16 protein-coding genes are annotated in these 17,615 nt (G+C 64.1%); 1 reads left to right on the forward strand and 15 read right to left on the reverse strand.

Going from position 1 to position 17,615, the window contains the following annotated elements:
* Window positions 1–12 precede the first annotated feature (12 nt).
* The 5 genes from HNO52_RS15160 to HNO52_RS15180 all read right to left on the reverse strand — a co-directional run bounded on the left by HNO52_RS15160 (window position 13) and on the right by HNO52_RS15180 (window position 6,557).
* Window positions 13–1,098: an oxidoreductase gene (locus tag HNO52_RS15160; RefSeq protein WP_197566077.1), complete on the reverse strand. Its 1,086-nt coding sequence runs from the start codon at window positions 1,096–1,098 to the stop codon at window positions 13–15.
* 73 nt (window positions 1,099–1,171) lie between these two features.
* Window positions 1,172–3,016, reverse strand: a complete 1,845-nt coding sequence (gene ilvD, locus HNO52_RS15165; RefSeq protein WP_197566078.1) for a dihydroxy-acid dehydratase — start codon at window positions 3,014–3,016, stop codon at window positions 1,172–1,174.
* A 129-nt stretch (window positions 3,017–3,145) separates the two neighbouring features.
* A complete protein-coding gene (locus HNO52_RS15170; RefSeq protein WP_197566079.1) occupies window positions 3,146–3,691 on the reverse strand; it encodes a hypothetical protein in 546 nt (181 codons plus the stop codon).
* A gap of 26 nt (window positions 3,692–3,717) precedes the next feature.
* Entirely contained in the window at window positions 3,718–5,526 is a 1,809-nt protein-coding gene (locus tag HNO52_RS15175) for a TRAP transporter permease (protein ID WP_197566080.1), read from the reverse strand.
* A gap of 53 nt (window positions 5,527–5,579) precedes the next feature.
* Window positions 5,580–6,557 carry a TAXI family TRAP transporter solute-binding subunit gene (locus HNO52_RS15180; protein WP_197566081.1) on the reverse strand — a complete coding sequence of 326 codons (978 nt, stop codon included), beginning with the start codon at window positions 6,555–6,557 and terminating at the stop codon, window positions 5,580–5,582.
* Between the two features lie 149 nt (window positions 6,558–6,706).
* On the opposite strand from HNO52_RS15180, the gene HNO52_RS15185 reads away from it, so the two are divergent.
* Complete coding sequence (locus HNO52_RS15185; protein ID WP_197566082.1) at window positions 6,707–7,435, forward strand: SDR family NAD(P)-dependent oxidoreductase; 729 nt, start codon at window positions 6,707–6,709, stop codon at window positions 7,433–7,435.
* A 23-nt stretch (window positions 7,436–7,458) separates the two neighbouring features.
* Here the strand turns inward: HNO52_RS15185 and lon are convergent, their stop codons facing one another.
* From lon to HNO52_RS15235, 10 genes are all read right to left on the reverse strand, one after another.
* A complete protein-coding gene (lon, locus tag HNO52_RS15190; RefSeq protein WP_197566083.1) occupies window positions 7,459–9,894 on the reverse strand; it encodes an endopeptidase La in 2,436 nt (811 codons plus the stop codon).
* 119 nt (window positions 9,895–10,013) lie between these two features.
* Window positions 10,014–11,252, reverse strand: coding sequence for a DUF945 family protein (locus HNO52_RS15195; RefSeq protein WP_197566084.1), 1,239 nt, complete (start codon window positions 11,250–11,252; stop codon window positions 10,014–10,016).
* Between the two features lie 57 nt (window positions 11,253–11,309).
* Window positions 11,310–11,783: a phosphatidylglycerophosphatase A family protein gene (locus HNO52_RS15200; RefSeq protein ID WP_197566085.1), complete on the reverse strand. Its 474-nt coding sequence runs from the start codon at window positions 11,781–11,783 to the stop codon at window positions 11,310–11,312.
* Window positions 11,780–12,733: a thiamine-phosphate kinase gene (gene thiL, locus HNO52_RS15205; protein WP_197566086.1), complete on the reverse strand. Its 954-nt coding sequence runs from the start codon at window positions 12,731–12,733 to the stop codon at window positions 11,780–11,782. Before thiL ends, HNO52_RS15200 begins: the two co-directional genes overlap by 4 nt.
* 11 nt (window positions 12,734–12,744) lie before the next feature.
* Window positions 12,745–13,251, reverse strand: coding sequence for a transcription antitermination factor NusB (nusB, locus tag HNO52_RS15210; RefSeq protein WP_167116676.1), 507 nt, complete (start codon window positions 13,249–13,251; stop codon window positions 12,745–12,747).
* Window positions 13,248–13,751 (reverse strand): 6,7-dimethyl-8-ribityllumazine synthase, encoded by a 504-nt coding sequence (gene ribH / locus HNO52_RS15215; protein ID WP_167116673.1) that lies wholly within the window; start codon window positions 13,749–13,751, stop codon window positions 13,248–13,250. The genes nusB and ribH overlap by 4 nt, the downstream gene beginning before the upstream one ends.
* A 107-nt stretch (window positions 13,752–13,858) precedes the next feature.
* Window positions 13,859–15,013, reverse strand: a complete 1,155-nt coding sequence (ribBA, locus tag HNO52_RS15220) for a bifunctional 3,4-dihydroxy-2-butanone-4-phosphate synthase/GTP cyclohydrolase II (RefSeq protein WP_197566087.1) — start codon at window positions 15,011–15,013, stop codon at window positions 13,859–13,861.
* A 240-nt stretch (window positions 15,014–15,253) separates the two neighbouring features.
* A complete protein-coding gene (gene ribD / locus HNO52_RS15225) occupies window positions 15,254–16,390 on the reverse strand; it encodes a bifunctional diaminohydroxyphosphoribosylaminopyrimidine deaminase/5-amino-6-(5-phosphoribosylamino)uracil reductase RibD (protein WP_197566088.1) in 1,137 nt (378 codons plus the stop codon).
* A 15-nt stretch (window positions 16,391–16,405) separates the two neighbouring features.
* Window positions 16,406–16,888, reverse strand: a complete 483-nt coding sequence (gene nrdR, locus HNO52_RS15230; RefSeq protein WP_167116950.1) for a transcriptional regulator NrdR — start codon at window positions 16,886–16,888, stop codon at window positions 16,406–16,408.
* Window positions 16,889–17,023: 135 nt separating this feature from the next.
* A complete protein-coding gene (locus HNO52_RS15235; protein ID WP_197566089.1) occupies window positions 17,024–17,494 on the reverse strand; it encodes a copper chaperone PCu(A)C in 471 nt (156 codons plus the stop codon).
* Window positions 17,495–17,615: the final 121 nt, after the last annotated feature.

Below are 17,615 nucleotides of genomic sequence, written 5' to 3' on the forward strand. Positions count from 1 at the left end.
CCGGCTGCAAGTTCAGCCGTGACGGTGAAGCAGGCGCAGGTTGCCGTTACCTTCCTTGAGGCGGATCCAGCGGTTCTGGCGATAACTGTCGAGCCCCGCCTCCAGCAGGGTCATGACCCCGATCCCCTCCTCCACGCTGACCGGTACCGGCGCACCGTTCGTCAGAGCCTCGACGATGCCGGCGTAGTAGGCCAGGTAGTCGCCGGGGAGCCCCGGGTGTTCACGCGTTACCAGTTTTCCGTCGGCGCCCTCGGCCAAGGTCAGCTGCCCAGGGCGAGGGTCAACGCCCCAGTCGCGTGCAGGCGTACGCCCCTCCTTCAGCCAGTTCTCCTGAGGGTCGCGACCATACTTGACGAAACTGCCCCTGGTGCCGTGCAGTGCCTGCTGCGGCGTCGGCTCTGCCACCAGCGAACTGGCCCGCAGGGTGACCCGGAGCGTGTCGTAATCCAGCAGGGCATGAAACTCGTCGTCCACCTCGGCGCCGTCTCGTGCCGCCATCAAGTCGAGCAGAATCGCCCGCGGCATGCCGAACAATGTACGGGCCTGGTCGAGCAGGTGCGAACCCAGGTCGTACCAGATACCGCTGCCCGGCTTGTGCTGTTCGCGCCAGCGGTCGGCCACCGCCGGCCGGAAGCGGTCGAAGCGTAGCTCGAGCGAGACCGGGCGGCCTACGACGCCCTCCTCGACCAATGCTTGCAGAGTACGAAAATCGCTGTCCCAGCGACGGTTGTGAAAGACGCTGATCATGCACTCGGCCTTGTCGGCCTCTGCCTTGAGCAGCCGGGCCTCGGAGAGCGAGACGGTGAATGGCTTGTCGATCACCAGATGCTTGCCGGCGGCAAGCGCCGCCTTGGCCAGCGGATAGTGGGTCTCGTTGGGGCTGGCGATGACCACCAGGTCGATATCCGAGCGGGCGAACAGCGCCGCCGCCTTGGGCATCACCTCGACTTCGGGCAGCGTTTCATGCACTCGCTCGGCCGAGCTGCTGACCACGGCCAGCAATTCCAGCCCGGGCGTGGCCTGGATCAGCGGGGTGTGAAAGATCCGGCCGGCAGTGCCAAAACCGATCAGGCCGACACCGAAGGTCTGCTTGCGCATGTCATCGTTCCTTACTGCTGCATGAAAAAGCTCGCGATGACGAACCGGGCCAGGGCCCGATTCGTCACTCGTGTCAGTCGAGTTTGGAGAGGTCGCGCACCGCTCCCTTGTCGGCGGAAGTGGCCAGCAGTGCATAGGCTTTGAGCGCCGCCGAGACCTTGCGCACGCGCTGAATGCTGGGTTTCCAGGCCTGACTGCCGCGCGCTTCTTCGGCTTCGCGGCGCGCCGCCAGCTCACTGTCGGAGAGCTTGACGTCGATGCGCCGGTTGGGAATGTCGATGCGAATGATATCACCCGACCGCACCAGGCCAATGGCCCCGCCCGCTGCCGCCTCTGGCGAGACATGGCCGATGGAAAGCCCCGAAGTCCCGCCGGAGAAGCGGCCGTCGGTGAGCAGCGCGCAGGCCTTGCCCAGCCCCTTCGACTTGAGATATGAGGTGGGATAGAGCATCTCCTGCATGCCCGGCCCGCCCTTCGGCCCTTCATAGCGAATGACGACGACCTCGCCCTCCTTCACCTGGCCGGCGAGGACGTGCTCTACTGCCTGATCCTGCGATTCGACCACATGGGCCGGCCCCTCGAAGACCAGGATGGATTCGTCGACCCCGGCGGTCTTCACCACGCAGCCGTCCACGGCGATGTTGCCATAGAGCACCGCCAGGCCACCCTCCTTCGAGAAGGCGTGCTCGAGGTCGCGGATGCAGCCGCTCGCGCGATCACCGTCGAGGCTCGGCCAGCGCGCGCTCTGGGAAAACGCCACCTGGGTCGGTACCCCGCCAGGGCCGGCCTTGAAGAACTCCACCACGTCGGGCGAGGGGCTGCGCATGATGTCCCACTCGTCCAGCGCGGCCTTGAGACTGTCACCGTAGACGGTGGGCACACGGGTATCCAGCACGCCGGCGCGGTCGAGCTCGCCGAGGATCGCCATGATCCCGCCGGCGCGATGCACGTCCTCGATATGGTACTTCTGGGTGTTGGGTGCCACCTTGCACAGCTGCGGCACTTCACGCGACAGTCGGTCGATGTCGGCCAGAGTGAAATCGATCTCCGCCTCCTGGGCGGCGGCCAGTAGGTGTAGGATGGTATTGGTGGAGCCGCCCATGGCGATGTCCAGGGTCATGGCGTTCTTGAACGCCGCCTTGGAGCCGATGGCGCGGGGCAGCAGGTGCGCCTCGTCGCCTTCGTAGTAGCGCTTGGCCAGCTCGACGATGCGATGGCCGGCGGTCTCGAACAGGCGACGACGATCGGCGTGAGTGGCAAGCACGGTGCCATTGCCCGGCAGCGCCAGGCCCAACGCCTCGGTCAGACAGTTCATCGAGTTGGCGGTAAACATGCCCGAGCAGCTACCGCAGGTGGGGCAAGCACTGCGCTCCACTTCGGCCAGGGTCTCGTCGTCAACCGAGTCGTCGGCGGCCATGACCATGGCATCGACCAGGTCGAGGCCATGGTCGAGCAGCTTGGTCTTGCCAGCTTCCATCGGTCCGCCGGAGACGAAGATCACCGGGACGTTGAGGCGCATGGCGGCCATCAGCATCCCCGGGGTGATCTTGTCGCAGTTGGAGATGCATACCAGGGCGTCGGCGCAGTGGGCGTTGACCATATACTCGACGCTGTCGGCGATGATGTCGCGGCTCGGCAACGAATAGAGCATGCCGTCATGGCCCATGGCGATGCCATCGTCCACGGCGATGGTATTGAACTCCTTGGCTACCCCGCCGGCCTTCTCGATCTCCCGCGCCACCAGTTGGCCCATGTCCTTGAGGTGCACGTGCCCGGGCACGAACTGAGTAAAGGAATTGGCCACGGCGATGATCGGCTTGTGGAAATCGTCGTCCTTCATGCCGGTGGCGCGCCACAGTGCGCGGGCTCCGGCCATGTTGCGGCCGGCAGTGGTGGTACGAGAGCGATATTCGGGCATGGTGTCCTCTTCGTGCGCGTTGCGCTATTCGGTTCACGCCGTCTTTGCCACCCATGGGCGGCGACGGTCTAGGCGAGCCAGGTATGGGGTCTGGCATGATTCTGTCACGCACGAGCCGAGGCGGCTAGATTAGATTAAGAGAGCGCTATCGTCGCTCAGCGGCTCGGTACCATAGAGCACCCAGACGTCCAGTGCCGGCCCCAGGTCTTCGATCAGGCGCAGCTCGTCTGGGCGGTCTTCGAATACCTGTCTCGCGCAGATACCCGCCTCGAAGCGCCCCGCCACCAGCCCCTCGGCCACGGCCACGGTGGTCGGCGCATCGATCTCCTCCTCGAAGGAGGAGAGATCGGTATAGAAGCGGGTGGCCGGCTGACGTGCCACCTGGCGCGGCTCGGCGATCTCTCGTCGCGCCAACAACGCCAAAGGATGACTACCGGCGACGAAGGCATCCACCGGAAAGGCACGATGCATATGGCGCCCTACACAGTCGGCATGGCTGAAGTGGGCCGTGCACTGCAGCACCCGATCCACCTCCCCCGCCACCAGCGCCGCAAAGGCCGCCGGGAAATCATCGAAAAGCTTCACCTGCGCATCGGCAAGCCCGCGCGCCTCGAGATAGCGGCGCAGCACCAGCACATGATTGCTGGCTTCGGGGCCCAATGTGGCAATGATCATGCTGTCTGCCCCCTCATGCGCTCATGCTAGATGGCGAAGATCACCAGCGCACCCACCACAACCAACCCCACTCGCAGCAGTACCGAGCGCTTGGCGATGACACCGTAGGAGATGGCAACCAGGCCCAGCGCAATCTTGAGCCCATCGAAGACTGCCCAGACCGGATCGAAGGCCAGACGGATCACGTCCGGGTTGGCAACCATCGCCAATGGAATGAGGTAGAGTCCGATGCCCAGCGCCATGGCCTTGAACGCCACCTTGAGCCAGCTCTCGCCCACCATGCCGGCGGCGATAAACACGCCGCCACAAACGGGCGGCGTTATGGTCGAAAGCAAGGCGTACCAGAACACGAACAGGTGAGCCAGCAGCGGTTCGAGGCCGAGCTCGGTGAGCGCGGGTCCGGCCACCGAGACACAGATCACATAGGCGGCGGTGGTAGGCACCTCCATGCCCAGTACCAGACAGGCGAGCGCGGTGAGCAGCAGTGCCGGCCACAGCATCTCGTTCGACAGCGACAGGATACCCGAGGTGATCTTGACGCCGAGCCCGGTCAGCGAGAGCACGCCGATCACCAGAGAGGCACAAATGATGATGGCACCGATCACCGCCACTTGGCGCCCTGCAGTGACCACTGCCTCAGCCAAGCGAGAGGCGAAGCCACGCAGGGAGAAGGTAAGGGTTACGTCAAAGAACAGCAGCAGCATGCCGGCGAAGATGGCAATACTGGCTGCATACTGCGGGGTATAGCCGCCGAGAAAGATGCGTTCCAGCAGTAGCACAAAAGGTACGGCGAAAAATAGCGAGGTTATCGCCACCTCCTTGCCGCCCGGCTGATCGCTTGCCGCCATCGGACGCAGGTCGTGGCGAGTGGCATAGGCATTGATGCCCATCCATACGGTGACGAAGTAGAGTATCGCCGGCAGCAGTGCGGCGGCCATGATCTGCGTGTAAGGCGTACCGGTCAGTTCGACCATGACGAACGCCCCGGCTCCCATCAGCGGTGGCATGATCTGACCGCCCGAAGAAGCCACCGCTTCGACGCCTCCGGCCAGCGCGCGCGGATAACCCAGCCTCACCATGGAAGGAATGGTGATGGCGCCGGTAGAGGCTACGTTGGCGGAAGCCGAACCCGAGATCGAGCCCATCAGGGCCGAGGAGATCACCGCCACCTTGGCTGCACCGCCGGTCAGGCGCCCGGCGACAGCGCTGGCCATGTTCATGAAGCCGCGCCCCGCCTCACCGGCGTTGAGCACTGCACCAAAGATGACGAAGATCGCCACCACCCCGACGCTGACTCCGGTCAGCTTGCCCCACAGGCCACCTTCGGCGATGGTCAGGGTTCCCACGAAGCTCTGAACCGGCAGCCCGGGGTGGCCGAACTGGCCGGGCATAAGATTGCCGAATAGCCCATAGAGCAATGCCGCCAGTGTCACCAGCGGCAAAGGCCAACCGATAGCACGACGTGCCGTTTCCAGCGCCAGCACGATCAGGAACGCACCGACGAGCATCTGGAAGTGCGTATCGATGAAACCGTACTGGCCTGCCAGCGCCTCCTCGTTGAAAGCGATGTAACCGCAGGCGGCAATGCCCAGCAAGGTCAACAGCCAGCCGCTCCAGCGCTCAAAGGGCGTTTTCGCGGCGTGTATCAGTATCCACGGCAATGCCAGCGCCATGTGGATCGGCCGACTCACCAGTGCCGGTGCCAGCCCATAGAAAATCAACCCAAGATGGAAGACGACCGTGACCGCGCCCAGAAGTACCCAGACGGAATGTGTGCGCGATAGACCGTTTCCGGCGGCCGAATCGGCCGCCGGAGAAGAGAATGTCGATGGCATAAGGAAGCCTTGAATGTGGCTGGCGAGGAACTTGTCAGGCCGGCCAGGCAGGGTTAACGCAAGTCGTCGGGAATCTCGATATCGGCTTCGTCGTAGTAGCGCAAGGCACCCGGATGCAGGCTACCGGCGATGTTGCCGATCATGTCGTGGGTGATACTGCCCCACCAGGGAGATTCCTCGGCCATGGCCTCGCGACGCTCCCAGAACGTCTTGGTCAGGGTGTAGGCGGTCTCCTCATCCATGCCGGAGGTGGTGTAAGCGATCACTGGTAAAGAAGTGGTTTCCACATCTTCGTCAACACCGGAATAAGTGCCGGCGGGAATGGTCTGGCGCGCTGCGCCGGACTGTTCGATCTGCTCGTCGGTGAGGCTGACCAGGCTGATCGGCATGCTGGCGGCAGTCTCGATCACGTTGGGCGTGGGAAACGAGCTTGCCGTGACGAAGGCATCGATCTGGCCGTTCTTCAGCGCATCGGGACCGCTGCCGATCTCGGCATCGGCCACCTCCACCTTGTCCAGCAAGTCGAACAGCTCAAGATAGCGTTCGGCCTCGCGAGCACCGAAGGTGCCGCGGCCGATCAGGATGTGCTTGCCCTCGAGATCCTCGAAATCGATCACGCCCTCGTCGCCAGCCACCACGAAGTGCATGGTGATGGCAGGAATCGGGAACAAGCCGCGAATCTCCTCGAAGCGCGGGCTTTGGCGCTCAGCGAAGGGACCTTTGCCGGCCATTGCCAGCTCGACCAGACCCGGAGGTGTGGTGAATACATAGTTGCCCTGGCGTGCCATCACCTCCATGACGTTTTGAACCGAGCCTTGGCTCTCCTCCAGCGTCAATACCACCTCGCCGTCGGTTCCCCGACGGATAGCCTCGGATAGCTCGACTCCCATCTGGTAATAGGCGGTCCCTGCAGAGGCGGACTTGTAGGTGACACGGGTCTCGGCCTGAGCGAAAAGTGCACTTGCCCCCAGCACTACTGCGGTTGCCGATACCAGCAGGGCACGAGGAAAAGCGGGCTTACGGTGTGACATGTGTCTCTCCGTTATTGGTGTCCAGCATCGCGTCTAGGCACGATGGCATTGTTTTGATTTGTCGGAATGGATGAATTCGTTATAAAGAAATGTCATGCATCCGTCTATAATGCCGATTTTTTGGCACGAAGAATACCTAGGGTGTGACCATGCGAATTGCAGCCATATTGGGCGGCGCGGGGGGAATCGGTAGCAGTATTGCCGAAGCGCTGCTCGCAGGAGGGGATTTTGTTTACCTGCTGGATCGCGAGCCGACACAAGACAAGGCCGCTACCCTCGTGGCCCGCTGGCCAGAGAGCTGCGCCTTCATTGCTTGCGACCTGCACAGCCCCGACGACATCGCGACGGCTTTCGCCCGCATCGAGGCGCATGGCGCCGGGCTGGACGTCTGCATCAACGCCGCCGGCGTGATCCAAAGGGAGCGCTTTGTCGAGGTTTCACCGACGGCGCTCGGCGAGATATTGGCGGTCAACGTAAGCGGCACCTATCTGGCGTTGCAGGCCGCCGCACGGTTGATGATTGCCACCGGTGGCGGTCATATCGTTATCGTCTCATCGGCCCATGGCCTGCGTACCACGGCCGAGCGCTCTGCCTATGCCATGTGCAAGGGCGCCATGCTGGCGCTTGGCCGGGCGCTGGCGGTGGAGCTCGCCTCCCATGGCATCCTGGTCAATGCCGTGGCGCCCGGGCCGGTCAGCACCGGCATGCAGGATACCGAATCGCAATCGCGCCGCCGCTGGCAGGCAGCGACGCCGCTGGGTCGGGTCGCCGAAGCTGATGAAGTGGCTCGGGCGGTGGTTTTTCTCGCTTCCGCCGAGAACACCTTCATCACGGGCGACACCTTGATGGTAGACGGCGGCGCCAACGTCGCCATGTAGCACCGCCCTCGAAACTGCCGGCATCAAATGCCGAACGTCACCTTCGCCACGTCGCGATAACGCTTAGCGAAGTGCACCGTCATGCCCTCCTTGAGGAAATCGGGCAGCTCATCGTAGTCTCGCCGGTTGGCCTCGGGCAGGATAACCTCGAAGATCCTGCTGCGCCGGGCGGCGATGATCTTCTCGCGGATGCCGCCCACCGGTAGTACCTGGCCGGTCAGCGTCAGCTCGCCGGTCATCGCCAGCGGTCGGTCGATGCCCTGGTGCCGCCCCAGCGACAGCAGCGCCGTGGTCATGGTCACGCCTGCCGAGGGGCCATCCTTGGGCGTGGCACCCTCCGGTACGTGCAGGTGGACAAAGGCGGAGTCGAAGAAATCAGCGTCGACGCCATACTCGGCGAGATGGCCGAGCGTGTAGCTGTAGGCGATGTTGGCCGACTCCTGCATCACTTCACCGAGCTTGCCGGTGAGCTTGAAGCCTCGGGTCAGCGAGTGCACCTTGCCCGCCTCGATAGGCAAGGTGGCTCCTCCCATCGAGGTCCAGGCCAGGCCAGTGACCACCCCTTCGCCCTTGAGTACCTGCTCCTGGCGGAACAACGGGGCTCCGAGAAACTCCTCCAGGTTCTTGACCGAAATGCGCACCGACTCCTGATCGCCTTCGAGAAGCTTGACGGCCGACTTGCGCACGATGCTGTGCAGCTGTTTCTCGAGCTGACGTACGCCGGCCTCTCGGGCGTAGCCCTCGATTACCTGGCGCAGCGCCGCATCGGTGAGGTTGATACGCCGCTTCGGGATATTGTCGCGCTCGAGCAGCTTGGGCCACAGGTGGTGCTTGGCAATCGCCACCTTCTCCTCGGCGATATAGCCGGACAGACGGATCTGCTCCATGCGGTCGAGCAGCGGCCCGGGAATCGAGTCGAGGGTGTTGGCGGTACACACGAACAGTACCTTGGAGAGGTCCAGGCGCACGTCGAGATAGTGATCGAGAAAATCGACGTTCTGCTCGGGGTCGAGCACCTCGAGCAGTGCCGAGGCCGGGTCGCCCTGGAACGACTTCCCCAGCTTGTCGATTTCGTCGAGCATGATCACCGGGTTCTCGACCTCGACCTCCTTGAGCGCCTGTACCAGCTTGCCCGGCATGGCACCGATGTAGGTTCGACGGTGGCCCTTGATCTCGGCCTCGTCACGCATGCCACCTACCGAGAAGCGGTAGAACTCCCGCCCCAGCGCCTCGGCGATGGAGCGACCGACCGAGGTCTTGCCCACCCCGGGCGGGCCCACCAGCAGCAGGATCGAGCCGCCCACGTCGCCCTTGAAGGTGCCTTCGGCGAGGAACTCGATGATGCGCTCCTTGACGTCCTTGAGGCCGTCGTGGTCGCGGTCGAGCACCGTCCGGGCATGCCCCAGGTCGAGCTGATCCTGGCTGCGCACGCCCCATGGCATCGCGGTGAGCCAGTCGAGGTAGTTGCGGGTGGTGCCGTATTCCGGCGAACCGGTTTCCAGGACCGAGAGCTTGTCGAGCTCCTCCTCGATGCGGGTCAGTACCTTGGGCGGCACGGTCAGGCCTTCGAGACGGTCGCGGAAGGTATCGACGTCGTTCTCGCGGTCGTCCTTGGAGATGCCCAGCTCGCGCTGGATGACCTTGAGCTGCTCACGCAGGAAGAACTCGCGCTGGCGCTCCTGCATCTGAGCGTTGACCTGCTCGCTGATCTCGGTCTGCAGCTGGGCGACGTCGATCTCCTTGCGCAGCAGCGGCAACACCTTCTCCATGCGCGCCTGTACCGGCAGGGTCTCGAGCACGGCCTGCAGCTCGCGCCCCTTGGCCGAGGTAATGGCAGCGGCGAAGTCGGTCAGCGGCCCCGGCTCGTGTGGGCTGAAGCGATTGAGATAGTGCTTGAGTTCCTCGCCATAGAGCGGGTTGATCGGCAGCAGCTCCTTGATGCCATTGATGATCGCCATGGCATAGGCACGGGTCTCGTCCTCGTCGGCCTTGACCGGCTCACGCGGGTAGCTGACCTCGACCAGAAAGGGGGGCTCCTTCGACAGCCAGCGCTGTACACGGAAGCGGCGCAGGCCTTGGGCAATGAATTGCAACTGCCCCTCCTCGCCGTGCAACTTGTGTACCTTGACCGCCGTACCGATCTCGGGAAAGTGATCATGACCGAGCTCGTCCACCGCCTTGTCGCCGACGAAGGCCACGCCCAGCGTCTGGTGAGGCGTGTTGCCGACCCGGCGCATGGTTTCTTCCCAGCGTTCACGGTTGATGACCAGCGGCTGGACCTGGGCGGGAAAGAAGGGGCGGTTGTGGATCGGCAGCAGATAGATGCGCTCTGGCAGGTAGTCGCTGGCCGGAATGACGGCATTGGCGACCTCGTCCACCTCACCATCGGAACCCAGCATCTCGTCGGAATCCCTCCTCGCCTGCTGCCAGTTCTGTTCGTCCTGATCATGCTCGCTCATGGAAACCTCGTCCTGAAGCTATGAAAGCCGGATATGCACTGAGCTGAGCAATGCGGGCGACGGCGATGAACTTCAAGTCGGATGCGTCACTTCATGGCTGAAAGGTGCCAAGCGACGGGCTAGCGCCACAGGGGAGGCAGTGGGCGGCCGTTGACGCGGACCTGGCCTCGTCCGATGTCGATCTCCAGCGTGCGGGTATCCAATGGCAAGCCGAGCCAGAGTGCAACCACAGTGGGCAACTCATGCCAGGTGAAGTCGCCATCGAGGCGCTGCCGCCAGCGTTCCTTGACCGCGGGCTTTTCGAGATCGACCAGGCTGAGCTCTTCCAGCCGGCGACCATCGAAGAACAGCGAGCCATCGACCCGGGCGGAGAGCCCCAGCATCGGGCTGTCCAGTTCGAGGCGCTGCAGATCGAGGCGCGGCGAGTCCTGCAGTGTCGCCAGCAGGAAGGGTTCTAGATCGGCCAGCAACGCATCGTGTCCGTTGCCGTGCCGACTGCCGGCGGCCAGCTCGCGCAGCCGCGACATGGTGTTGCGTATCGCATCGGCATTGAGGCGCGACAACTCGGCTTCCATCTGCCCGACCAACAATATTTGCTCTGCCGTGCGAATTTCGCCCAGATCGAGTTCTAGCTTCATGCGAAGCTCCTCGTCATCCAGAGCGATACGATTCGCCAGCCGTATGCCATGGGCATCGAGCTTGAGCTGTGGCTGTTGCCAGGAGAGCGACTCGATCTGCAGGCGGTCTTCTTGGGTGAAAGCGTGCGCACCTTCGGTATAGGCATACTGGCTATTGAGCGTGGCGGGGCCGATTTCCAGCCGAGCGGCACCGTCACTGAGCGTCCATGAGTCGAGCTGCGCACGCAGCCGCCAGTTACCCTGCTCGCCACTGAAGCGCAAGCGCCCGCCTTCGAAGGTGAGTTCACGCTCCTGCTGGGTGATACGCAAGGGAGAGAGCCGGATCCTGCCCTCTAGTGTACCGTTCAGGGTGTGGTAGCTGGCTTCCCATTGGGGGGGAGAAGATACCAGTGAACCACCGAACGGCTGCGTGCCGTCGGGGCCACGGTGCAGCATCGCCTCGCCGTTGAGATGGGTGCTGAGCACCCCATGACGGGCACGATAGGTCAGCTCCAACTGCCATTGCTGGCCGAACAGCGGCGCCAGGTGGATGCGTCCAGTGGAAGACAACCAGCCCTGCTCCACGTCCACGCGCTCGATGTCGAGTTCCCCACGCGCTTCCAGGTCAGTGAGCGTTCGCTGCATCTCACGCTCGAACAGCCAGCTAGAGATCGCCTGTCCGGTCAGCCAGGCGAGCAGCAGTACGACCAGCAGCGGGACGATGAGCCGTTCCTTGCGCATAGCTTTCGCCTCCCCTGTCCGTTTCCTTGCGCCAGCCCGTTTATGTCAATTTGTCATTTAATGCAACCAGAGCCAGAGGTGCATCGTGCTCCAGGCGTAAATGGCGGCGAGAACGTCATCGATCATGATGCCGAACCCACCCGCCACGCGTCGATCGGCCCAGCGGATCGGCCAGGGCTTGAAGACGTCGAAGATACGGAACAGCACGAACCCCCATAGCGCCGCCTCCCAGGAGAACGGCACGGCGGCCATGGTGATCCAGTAGCCGACGAACTCGTCCCATACGATACCGGAGTGATCGTGGACCCCGAGATCGCGCGATGTCTTGTCGCACAGCCAGACTCCCACGACGAAGGAGACGGTCACCAGTGACAGATACCAGCCCAGTGGCAGCTCGGACAGCAGCCAATAGAAAGGAATCGCCGCCAGGGTGCCGAAAGTGCCCGGCGCCCAGGGCACACCGCCGCTCCCAAGGCCGAAGGCAAAGAAGTGGACGGGGCGACGCCAGACGCTTTGAGGGCAGCGATTCATGGCTTACCTCCGCGGAAGTGCTGCCAGCCATGGGCACCGCCGAGCTCAACCCCCGCAACACCGGCTTCGACACACACCGTACCGATCGGCGTGAGTGCCAGGCCCTGCCCCGCCAGGCGTCGCTGGGCCTCTTTCAAGACGCTGCCAGGCAGGCTCAACAACAATTCATAGTCGTCGCCACCGCACAGCGCGGCGCGGTAGGCCGCCGGCTCGCCCAGTGTTTCACTCAGGCCCGCTGCCAGCGGCAGTGTCTCGGGTTCGAGCCGCGCCCCTACGCCCGAAGCGGCCAGGATATGCTCCAGGTCGGCCAGCAATCCATCGGAGATATCGATGGCGGCATGAGCCAGGTCGCGCAGTGCCAAGCCAGCCGCAAGCCTTGGCGTGGGCTTGAGGTAGCGCGCCAGCAAGGGGTGATTGAGGTCGCGTTCGCCACGCTGCCATAGAGCCAGGCCACCCGCGCCGCCACCGAGAGCGCCGGTCACCGCCAGCACGTCGCCGGGACGAGCACTGCGGCGAGTCAGCTCCTCGCCTGCAGGAACTTCACCCATCACCGTGACGCCGACGGAGAGTTCACCCCGGGTCACGTCGCCCCCCACCAGCGCCGTGCCACTGCTGTGGCACAGCGAGTGGAAACCACCAGCAAAAGCCGCCAGCCATGCTTCGTCATCGTTCTCGAGCGCCAGCGCCATGAGGCACCAGCGCGGCTCGGCTCCCATCGCCGCCAGATCGCTCAGGCTCACCGCCAGTGCCCGATAGCCGATCGCCTCAGCAGGCGCGTCGGCAGGGAAGTGCACGTTGGCGACGGAGGTATCGACGCTGACCGCCAGTTGCCGCCCGGGACGAGGGGCGAGCAACGCACAGTCGTCTCCCACGCCAAGCGGCACGCCGGCATCCGGGCCGGGTGCAGCGGGAGTGAAATAGCGGGCGATCAGTTCGAATTCACTGGCCACCGGTGGCACCTTCAGCCGCGACGAGCCCTGACCTCGGCGCTACGCAACCGGGCGGCCAGCTTGTCGAGAATGCCGTTGACGTACTTGTGCCCGTCGGTGGCGCCAAACGATTTGGCCAGTTCGACGCCTTCGTTGATCGCGACGCGATAGGGCACCTCCAGCCGGCGGCTGAGTTCATAGGCACCCAGACGCAGGATGGCCAGTTCGATGGGGTCCAGCTCTACCAGGCGACGGTCGAGCAGAGGTGCGATGGAGGCATCCAGGTCGTCACGATAGCGCACCACGTTGTGCAGCAGCTCGTGGAACAGGGCCAGATCGGCGATCTGCATCACCTTGGCCCAGTTCTCATGATCCTCGAGATCGTCGTCGGGTAGCTGAGTACGGAACTCCGCCTCGATGGCGGTGGCCGACTTGCCGGTCATGTGCCACTGGTAGAGGCCTTGTACCGCCAGTTCCCGGGCCGCACGCCGCGCTTGCTGGCCCGCTGAAGGGGGACGTTGAGCGCGCGATGCACTCATGAGGTTTCTCCGTTCTGACTGTCGCTGTCACCGAAACCGCGCAGCAGGGAGACCATTTCCATGGCGGCCATGGCCGCTTCGGCGCCCTTGTTGCCGGCCTTGGTACCGGAGCGTTCGATGGCCTGCTCAATCGTGTTGACCGTCAATACGCCGTTGGCGATGGGCGTGTCGAACTCCAGCTGTAGATTGCCGAGAGCCGCGTTACAGCCGCCTGCCACGTATTCGAAGTGCGGCGTGCCGCCACGGATCACCGCGCCCAGCGCGATCACCGCATCGGGGCGTGCCACCTGCAGGGCGCGTTTCACCGCCAGCGGCAGTTCCCAGGCACCCGGCACGTGAACGATATCGATATTCTCGGCCTCTACACCGTGACGCACCAAGCTATCCACGGCGCCCTCGACCAAACTGTCGACTACGTGGTGATTGAAGCGCCCCACCACGATTACGTAGCGACCATCGACGTCGACGAAGTTGCCTTCCAGTTGAGACAGGGTATGCATCGCTGATTCCTGAAGAAAATGATCTTGCTGAAAACGATATGAATTCTGCTGAAGTCGAGCGGGCCGGCAGCTGGTGCCGGCCCCTGGCAAATTGGAAGAGTGTCGGCTCAGCCCTCGGCGGCCGCCCCCTCTTCACCCGGCGCAATCAGCTCGACCACCTCGAGGTCGAAGCCGGACAGCGCCGAGAACTTCCACGGGGAACTGAGCAGCCGCATGCGTCCGACCCCGAGGTGCCGCAGAATCTGCGAGCCGGTGCCTATGGTCAGGTAATTGCCGGCGCCGTCGGAGTCACTGGTGCGCGGCAGCCGGCGGCGCTCCAGGAACACCTCCAGCTGGTCGCGGAAGTCCTGGTGCGGGCGGCCATCGTCGAGCAGCACGAAAACACCGTGCTCGACCCGGGCGATCTCTTCCAGCGCACTGTGGGTCGTCCAGTTGTGGCTCTCGCTCTTGTGCAGGCCCAGCAGGTCGCGCATGGTATCGGCCAGATGCACGCGCACCGTGGTCAGGGTCTCGGGGCTCGGCTCCCCCTTCACCAGTGCCACGTGGTGTGCGTTCTGGATACGGTCGTGAAAGACGTGCAGGGTCAGCTTGCCGACTGCCGTATCAACCAGCGTGGACTCGACCGACTCGATCGTCTGCTCGTTATGGATACGATAGTGGATCAAGTCGGCGATGGTGCCCATCTTCAGGCCGTGCTCGGCGGCGAAGCGCTCGAGCTCGGGGCGCCGGGCCATGCTGCCGTCGTCGTTCATGACTTCGCAGATAACCCCGCTGGGGTCGAAGCCGGCCAGGGCGGCCAGGTCACAGGCCGCTTCGGTATGCCCGGCGCGGCGCAGCACACCGCCCGGCTCCGCCATCAGCGGAAAAATATGCCCGGGCTGGACGATGTCCTCGGCGCGCGCGTTACGCGCCGCGGCCACCTGCACGGTACGCGCCCGGTCGGCGGCCGAGATCCCGGTGGTCACACCCTCCGCAGCCTCGATGGAAAGCGTGAACTTGGTGCCGAAGCCGGAACCATTGTCACTCACCATCAGTGGTAGCTTGAGTCGCTCGCAGCGCTCGCGGGTCATCGGCATGCAGATCAGGCCGCGCGCATGGCGCGCCATGAAATTGATATGCTCGGCCTCGACCCTCTCGGCGGCCATGATGATATCGCCTTCGTTCTCGCGATCCTCATCGTCCATGAGGATCACCATCTTGCCCTGACGGATGTCCTCGATCAGGTCTTCGATGGGAGCCAGGCCCCCGGGGGAAGATTGCACGCTGGAATCTCCGAATGTTCGAACGACGTCATGGGCGACAGTGCACCGCAACAGAACGTTGCCGCCGGTATCGCACCACGCTGAATGGGCGTCAGAGTACATTGGCGCGGCTTCGTGCGCCAGTAGTGAGCACATTGGCGCGGCTTCGTGCGCCAGTAGTGAGCACATTGGCGCGGCCTCGGGCGCCAGTAGTGAGCACATTGGCGCGGCCTCGGGCGCCAGTAGTGAGCACCCGCCCCCTCACTCCTGCCTGCGCTCCGGCCGCGCAGTGATACGCCAGTCGCGGCCGATGGCGCGTATATCGAGTATCTCCAGCGGGCGCTGCTGAGCCATGCGCGTCAGCCCCGGCAAGGCGAACAGCGGGCGCGCCTCGCCACCCAGCAGGGTCGGGGCCACGAACAGCTGCATCTCGTCGACCAGGCCCGCGTCCAGCATCGCCCCGGCCAGGGTAGCGCCGGTCTCGAGCAATACGTCGTTGACCAGTTCCTGCTCGGCCAGGTAGCGCATCAGCGCAGAAAGATCGACACGCCCATCGCCACCTGCACGTAGCACCACCACTTCGGCACCGGCCGCCTCGAGGCGCACTCGACGCTGCGGATCGTGGCCAGAAACGGTAGCTACCAGGGTGCGCCCCGGCTCGCGCAGGCAGGCCGCGGCCTGGGGCAGGCGCAACTGGGTATCGACCACGACGCGCAGCGGCTGGCGCTCGACGATTGACTCGCCATCCTCGAGACCCAGCTCTGCCGCCCTGATCGTCAGCCTCGAATTATCGAAGATGATCGAGTCGACACCGGTCATGACCGCACTGGCGCTGGCCCGCAGCCGCTGCACCTCGGCCCGGGCATGCGGCCCCGTGATCCACTGCGATTCCCCTGACTGCATGGCGGTGCGGCCATCCAGACTCATGGCCATCTTCAGGCGCAGGTAGGGGCGCAGGCGAGTCATGCGCGAGATGAAACCAAGGTTGAGCGACCTCGCTTCCTCCTCCAGCAGCCCGACCTCCACCGCGATGCCTGCCTGACGCAGCTTGGCGATGCCACGACCGGACACATCGGGATTGGGATCCTGCATGGCCACTACGACGCGAACGACGCCGGCCTCGGTCAGCGCCGCCGCGCAGGGGCCCGTGCGCCCCTGGTGGGAACAGGGCTCCAGGGTCACATAGGCAGTGGCACCACGAGCGGCTTCGCCAGCCATGCGCAGCGCATGCACCTCGGCATGCGGCTCGCCGGCGCGCACGTGCCAGCCTTCGCCGATCAGGCGCTGGTTCTTGACCAGCACGCAGCCGACACGTGGATTGGGGTGAGTGGTATAGAGGCCACGACGGGCGAGCTGTAGCGCCCGGGCCATCCAGGTGATATCGGTCGGCTTGGCCATATCACTCCTGCTGCACTAGTCGTCGGCGGTGCCGGGCGGGAATCCGGGTTCCTGTGAGAGCCGGTCGATCTCGGCACGGAACTCGTCGATGTCCTGAAAGCGCCGATAGACCGACGCGAAACGAATGTAGGCCACTTGGTCCAGTCGCTTGAGCGCCTGCATTACGGCCTCGCCGATATCGCGCGCCTGGATCTCGCGCTCGCCGGTGGCTCGCAGGCGATGGCGAATCCGCTCCACCGCCGCTTCGATGGCCTCGGCGCTCACCGGGCGCTTCTCCAGCGCGCGCAGCATACCGGCGCGCAACTTGTGCTCGTCGAAGGTTTCCCGTGAGCCATCGGACTTCACCACCCTGGGCATCACCAGTTCGGCGGTCTCGTAAGTGGTGAAGCGCTCGCCGCAATCGGTGCACTGGCGGCGGCGGCGCACCTGATCGCCTTCCGCCACCAGGCGGGAGTCGGTCACGCGGGTGTCATGGGCGCCACAGAAGGGGCAATGCATGGTATCGATCCAAACGTGAAGCGGGGCGACCGGATGGCCGCGCATGGTCATCAGTGTTAGCTCGTTGACCCGATAGTGTACTCGCTCCCCCGCTGGCCGCCCAGCACAGGCGTTTGCTACGCCTTCAGGACGGCTTCATTGGTCTTGCCCATGCCCCAGGCTTCCTTCGTTCTCCATGACGATTCGCTTGACCGGTGCTTCGAGTCGCTGGGTATCGCCCGATTCGAACTGAAGTTCGATCTCGACGGGTTCGCCCTCTACCAGCGGCGCGGTCAATCCGATCAACATCATGTGCAGCCCACCAGGCGCCAGCTCTGCACTGCCCCCGGCCGGGACGACGATCTGCGCCACCTGGCGCATCTGCATCACGCCGTCCACGTTCTGGTGATCGTGCAACTCCACCACTTCCGCTGCCGGCGATTTTGCCGCCAACAGAATCATATCTCGTTCACTCGGATTGCGTAGCGTCATGAAGGCGGCCGAGGTATTCGAGCCAGGCGGCACGGCACGCACCTGCGCGCCCTCTATGGTCAAGGGTTCGGCATGAGCCGCGAACGATGCCAGCGCAAGGCCAGCAGCAAGCAGAAGTAAACGGGGCAGTGTCATGGGCAAGCTCCTCATCTTAGGGTTGTAATGCCAGGAGAAAAAGCAACGCAGAGAATACTATGCCTTGCCACAAACAGGGCAAGCTGCGGCATCACGACACGCATTTGATTAACCGGCACTT

It is taken from the genome of Halomonas sp. MCCC 1A13316 (genome assembly GCF_014931605.1).
In the GTDB taxonomy this organism is placed as follows: domain Bacteria; phylum Pseudomonadota; class Gammaproteobacteria; order Pseudomonadales; family Halomonadaceae; genus Halomonas.

What these genes read in the sequence shown, in the direction of transcription:
- HNO52_RS15160 (WP_197566077.1), bottom strand. Translation starts at nt 1,098, where the DNA reads ATGCGCAAGCAGACCTTCGGTGTCGGCCTGATCGGTTTTGGCACTGCC.
- ilvD (WP_197566078.1), bottom strand. Translation starts at nt 3,016, where the DNA reads ATGCCCGAATATCGCTCTCGTACCACCACTGCCGGCCGCAACATGGCC.
- HNO52_RS15170 (WP_197566079.1), bottom strand. Translation starts at nt 3,691, where the DNA reads ATGATCATTGCCACATTGGGCCCCGAAGCCAGCAATCATGTGCTGGTG.
- HNO52_RS15175 (WP_197566080.1), bottom strand. Translation starts at nt 5,526, where the DNA reads ATGCCATCGACATTCTCTTCTCCGGCGGCCGATTCGGCCGCCGGAAAC.
- HNO52_RS15180 (WP_197566081.1), bottom strand. Translation starts at nt 6,557, where the DNA reads ATGTCACACCGTAAGCCCGCTTTTCCTCGTGCCCTGCTGGTATCGGCA.
- HNO52_RS15185 (WP_197566082.1), top strand. Translation starts at nt 6,707, where the DNA reads ATGCGAATTGCAGCCATATTGGGCGGCGCGGGGGGAATCGGTAGCAGT.
- lon (WP_197566083.1), bottom strand. Translation starts at nt 9,894, where the DNA reads ATGAGCGAGCATGATCAGGACGAACAGAACTGGCAGCAGGCGAGGAGG.
- HNO52_RS15195 (WP_197566084.1), bottom strand. Translation starts at nt 11,252, where the DNA reads ATGCGCAAGGAACGGCTCATCGTCCCGCTGCTGGTCGTACTGCTGCTC.
- HNO52_RS15200 (WP_197566085.1), bottom strand. Translation starts at nt 11,783, where the DNA reads ATGAATCGCTGCCCTCAAAGCGTCTGGCGTCGCCCCGTCCACTTCTTT.
- nusB (WP_167116676.1), bottom strand. Translation starts at nt 13,251, where the DNA reads ATGAGTGCATCGCGCGCTCAACGTCCCCCTTCAGCGGGCCAGCAAGCG.
- ribH (WP_167116673.1), bottom strand. Translation starts at nt 13,751, where the DNA reads ATGCATACCCTGTCTCAACTGGAAGGCAACTTCGTCGACGTCGATGGT.
- ribD (WP_197566088.1), bottom strand. Translation starts at nt 16,390, where the DNA reads ATGGCCAAGCCGACCGATATCACCTGGATGGCCCGGGCGCTACAGCTC.
- nrdR (WP_167116950.1), bottom strand. Translation starts at nt 16,888, where the DNA reads ATGCATTGCCCCTTCTGTGGCGCCCATGACACCCGCGTGACCGACTCC.
- HNO52_RS15235 (WP_197566089.1), bottom strand. Translation starts at nt 17,494, where the DNA reads ATGACACTGCCCCGTTTACTTCTGCTTGCTGCTGGCCTTGCGCTGGCA.